The organism is Nonomuraea sp. NPDC049152, from assembly GCF_040648355.1.
Taxonomy (GTDB): Bacteria; Actinomycetota; Actinomycetes; order Streptosporangiales; family Streptosporangiaceae; genus Nonomuraea.
Genome location: NZ_JBEZDO010000082.1, coordinates 1 through 3,314, shown reverse-complemented (window position 1 = coordinate 3,314; position 3,314 = coordinate 1). Strand labels below are relative to the sequence as shown.

The window sequence follows — 3,314 nt, the reverse complement described above, 5'->3', positions numbered from 1 at the left end:
CCGCCGGCCCGCACCCCGCTACGACGTCGGCAAAACCGTCAAACGAGGCCGCACCCTCGCGGCACTACAACAATCCGGACGATAAAGAACAAGCTCAGAAGGTGTCTCTGATCCCCGCTAACGATCTCGGAACAGCACAAAGACCTGTCTTGCCAGGGATTGTCACACAATGTGATCAAGCGCATGCTCAAGGTTGGCGGTCCGCATCCCGTCGTTCACGCAGACACCTCGCGCGGAGAGCAGCGGACCATGCCAACCATGATCGGGAACGTCACCCAGGAACGCTACGAGCAGTTGGTAGCCGAAGGCCGGGAACTCGTTGACATCCAGACTCGGGCACAGTTCGCGCTCGGGGACAAAGCTCTGGAGATTGAGCCGATGCAGCCGCACGGCGGAGCGCACCCGGACCCGTCCGAGATGCTGTTCAGCGTCTCGGACGTGCTGCAGATGTTCGCCGACGATCTGGGGATAGCGCCGGCGACCTTGGAGACGCACCGATGGGTTGCCTCCCGCTGGCCCGCTGCACAGCGTCGAGCTGGGGTTTCCTACACCATCCACCGGATCCTGGCCTCGATCAGGAATGAGGAGGAGCGGTTCGCGCGACTCGCCAACCCTCCCTTCGACGAGCGCACCAGGCAACGCCGGTGGACTATTCGCGCCGCGCAGAAGGCCGTCGACCAGAAGTTCGCCGAGATCGCCTCGGTGCAGCAAAAGGTGGATCGTATCCACGACCTGGCCCGGGATGAGCGGGTCGCCGCGGTCGTGGCGACCGACCTGCTGCGCCGTCCCGAGGTCGCCTTCAAGGCGATGACCGACACCACTGCCCGGCACCTGGTCAACCGCGCGCAAGTCGACCAGGCTCGGCAGGCCAGCGAGGTGGTCCGGGAACGCACTCCCGCGCTGCCGCGGATCGAACGCAACCGCGACCTGCTTGATCTGATCGGCGCGTGCATGGCCTTCGTGGCCTCGGTCGGCCGGGTCCTGCCCGCCCTGCGCGGGCACGCCTTCACTCCCGAAGAGAAGTCGACCATGTCCCACAGCCTGGCCCGGGTCCGCGCGACAGCCGACTGGCTGGAGACCGCCGTTGACTCCGGCGATGTCAGCTTGGATGAGGGCCTGGCCCGCCTGCTGCGCGGCGAGTGACGCCATGCCCGCCCGGGGCTTGGCGGCCAATGTCTGCGGCGATCAGGTCCGCCGCGCGCTGCTGGAGGCCCGCCCGGCCGGGTTGACCACCCGGCAGTTGGTGGCGGCCACCAGCCTGAGCATCCACCATGTCCACAAGGGCATCGTCTACATCCGCGAGGTCTCGGCGATGGCTCACCTGACCCCGCTGATCTGGACCTGCCGCGACGGATACCGCTTTTCCGCCGAGCCACTCGACTGGATCACCTACGAGCGCTCGTGCCTGCGCACCGAGCTGACCCGGATCAGCCGGTTGCTGTCGGCCACCGTGGCGCCGCACGCGGCCGCCCGGCCCGAGGAGGAATGGGTCAACCTGGTGCTGGGCCAGCTCAACGTGGTCCAGTCGGCACTGGCGCTGCTGGGCAAGGCGGGAGGCTGAACCGATGCGTCCACGTCGGTATCCCTCCGATACCTCTGATGAGGAATGGGCCTTGATCGAGTCCTTGCTGCCGGTTCCCGCCTGCCAGACGCCCCTGGGCGGCCGGCCGGAGAAACACCACCGCCGCGACGTCTTCGACGCGATCCGCTACGTGACCGACAACGCCTGCAAATGGCGGGCCCTGCCTGCGGATTTCCCGCCTTTCCAGACGGTGTTCGGGTTCTTTGCCCGCTGGGCCCGGGCCGGTGTCTTCCACCAGGTCCGTGACGAGTTGCGCCGCATCCTCCGCACCCGTGAGGGCCGCTGCCCTAACCCGGTCGCCGGGATCATCGACTCCCAGTCGGTGCGCGCGGCGGCTACCGTCACCGGCCGTTCACGCTCCTATGACGCCGGGAAGAAGGTGTCGGGCAGGAAACGGCACCTGGTCGTGGACACGCGCGGCATGCCTCTCATGGTGATGGTCACTCCCGCCGGGCAGCCCGACCGAGATGCCGCACGCGAGATGCTGGCCCGGCTGCGGATGCTGCACCCGCAGCTGACCCTGATCTGGGGCGACGGCGCCTACGCCGGGACGCTGGTCACCTGGGCCCGCCGCTTCCTGCGCCTCACCCTCAAAATCGTGACCAAACGGCCTGGTCAGACCGGGTTCAAAGTACTCGCGAGAAGGTGGATCGTCGAGAGATCCATTTCTTGGTTGATGAACGCCCGCCGCAACGTGATCGACTTCGAACGCAAGCCCTCGCACAGCGAAGCACACCTGACCGTTGCCTCGATCACGCTCATGACCAGGCGGCTTACCCGGAAGAAGCCGCAGGCATGGGCCCGAAAGCCAGCGTTGGCACTGCGGGCCGCCTGAGAGTGAGGAGGCGATGGGCCGGAAGGATGCCTCCGACTGATCCTGCTCGACGGTTGCCCGGGATCGACAACACCCTCTGAACATTGCGGCCGGCTGGTTCTGCCGTCCGCTGCCACTGACAGAATGTGCGGCTATGCCGGACATTCTGTCGTCGAGTTACGAACTGCTGGTGATCCGCACGGACTTCTCCGCCCCGCAGGCGTGGGCGGCCGTCCGCGCGACGATCGGATCGATGGTGGACAACGAATGGATTCTGGAGGACGACGAGGGCGAGTTCGTCGCGCCGGTGCAATACCTTGATGATCCGGCCTACGAAGGCGCCACAGCGGAGGAGATCCTCGCGCTACTGCCGGAGGAATACGACCCCGCGTTCTTTGTCGTGGTGGACGAAGTCGCTGTCCGCTTGCCGGAGATGCCGCTGCTTCTCGTCGACCTGAGGGTGGAGAGGGGGCGCCAGATGCGGGTCATCGCGACCGAGCTCTATTCGATCGAGGCCAACCTCTCGATCGGCAACATGGACTTCGCCGAATTCGCCGACGCCATGGACGAAGAGGGTATCTTCCGCGGGTTCTGACGAAGGCCGCCAGAACGGCACATGAATATCCGTACTCAGCCGGGCGGGCGGGTGCGGAGTGCCGACGATGTTCCCGCTCGGCACCCGCACATCCACTTCCACTGCCGAGATCGCAGGCGTGGATATCGCGCTCCTCCGCCGGTAGTTTGCCTGAGGGTGAGAGATGCCGGTTGATGACCTCCTCACCCAAGATCGCTAAGGGGCGCTAAAGGGGTTCGAAGACACCTTCTCAGCTTGTTCTTTATCGTCCGGATTGTTGTAGTGCCGCGAGGGTGCGGCCTCGTTTGACGGTTTTGCCGACGTCGTAGCGGGGTGCGGGCCGG

3 protein-coding genes and 1 pseudogene are annotated in these 3,314 nt (G+C 65.9%); all 4 read left to right on the top strand.

Features of this window, described 5'->3' with window-relative positions; genetic code table 11:
* Nucleotides 1-171 precede the first annotated feature (171 nt).
* Nucleotides 172-1,143 (top strand): DUF6192 family protein, encoded by a 972-nt coding sequence (locus AB0B45_RS51355; RefSeq protein ID WP_358146345.1) that lies wholly within the window; start codon nucleotides 172-174, stop codon nucleotides 1,141-1,143.
* On the top strand, nucleotides 1,097-1,561 hold the full coding sequence (locus AB0B45_RS51350) for a hypothetical protein (protein ID WP_358146347.1): 465 nt from the start codon (nucleotides 1,097-1,099) through the stop codon (nucleotides 1,559-1,561). The genes AB0B45_RS51355 and AB0B45_RS51350 overlap by 47 nt, the downstream gene beginning before the upstream one ends.
* 4 nt (nucleotides 1,562-1,565) lie before the next feature.
* Nucleotides 1,566-2,393 (top strand): annotated as a pseudogene (locus tag AB0B45_RS51345) (IS5 family transposase); the annotation flags it as partial.
* A gap of 157 nt (nucleotides 2,394-2,550) precedes the next feature.
* Nucleotides 2,551-2,991: a hypothetical protein gene (locus AB0B45_RS51340; protein WP_305924481.1), complete on the top strand. Its 441-nt coding sequence runs from the start codon at nucleotides 2,551-2,553 to the stop codon at nucleotides 2,989-2,991.
* The last annotated feature ends 323 nt before the right edge of the window (nucleotides 2,992-3,314 follow it).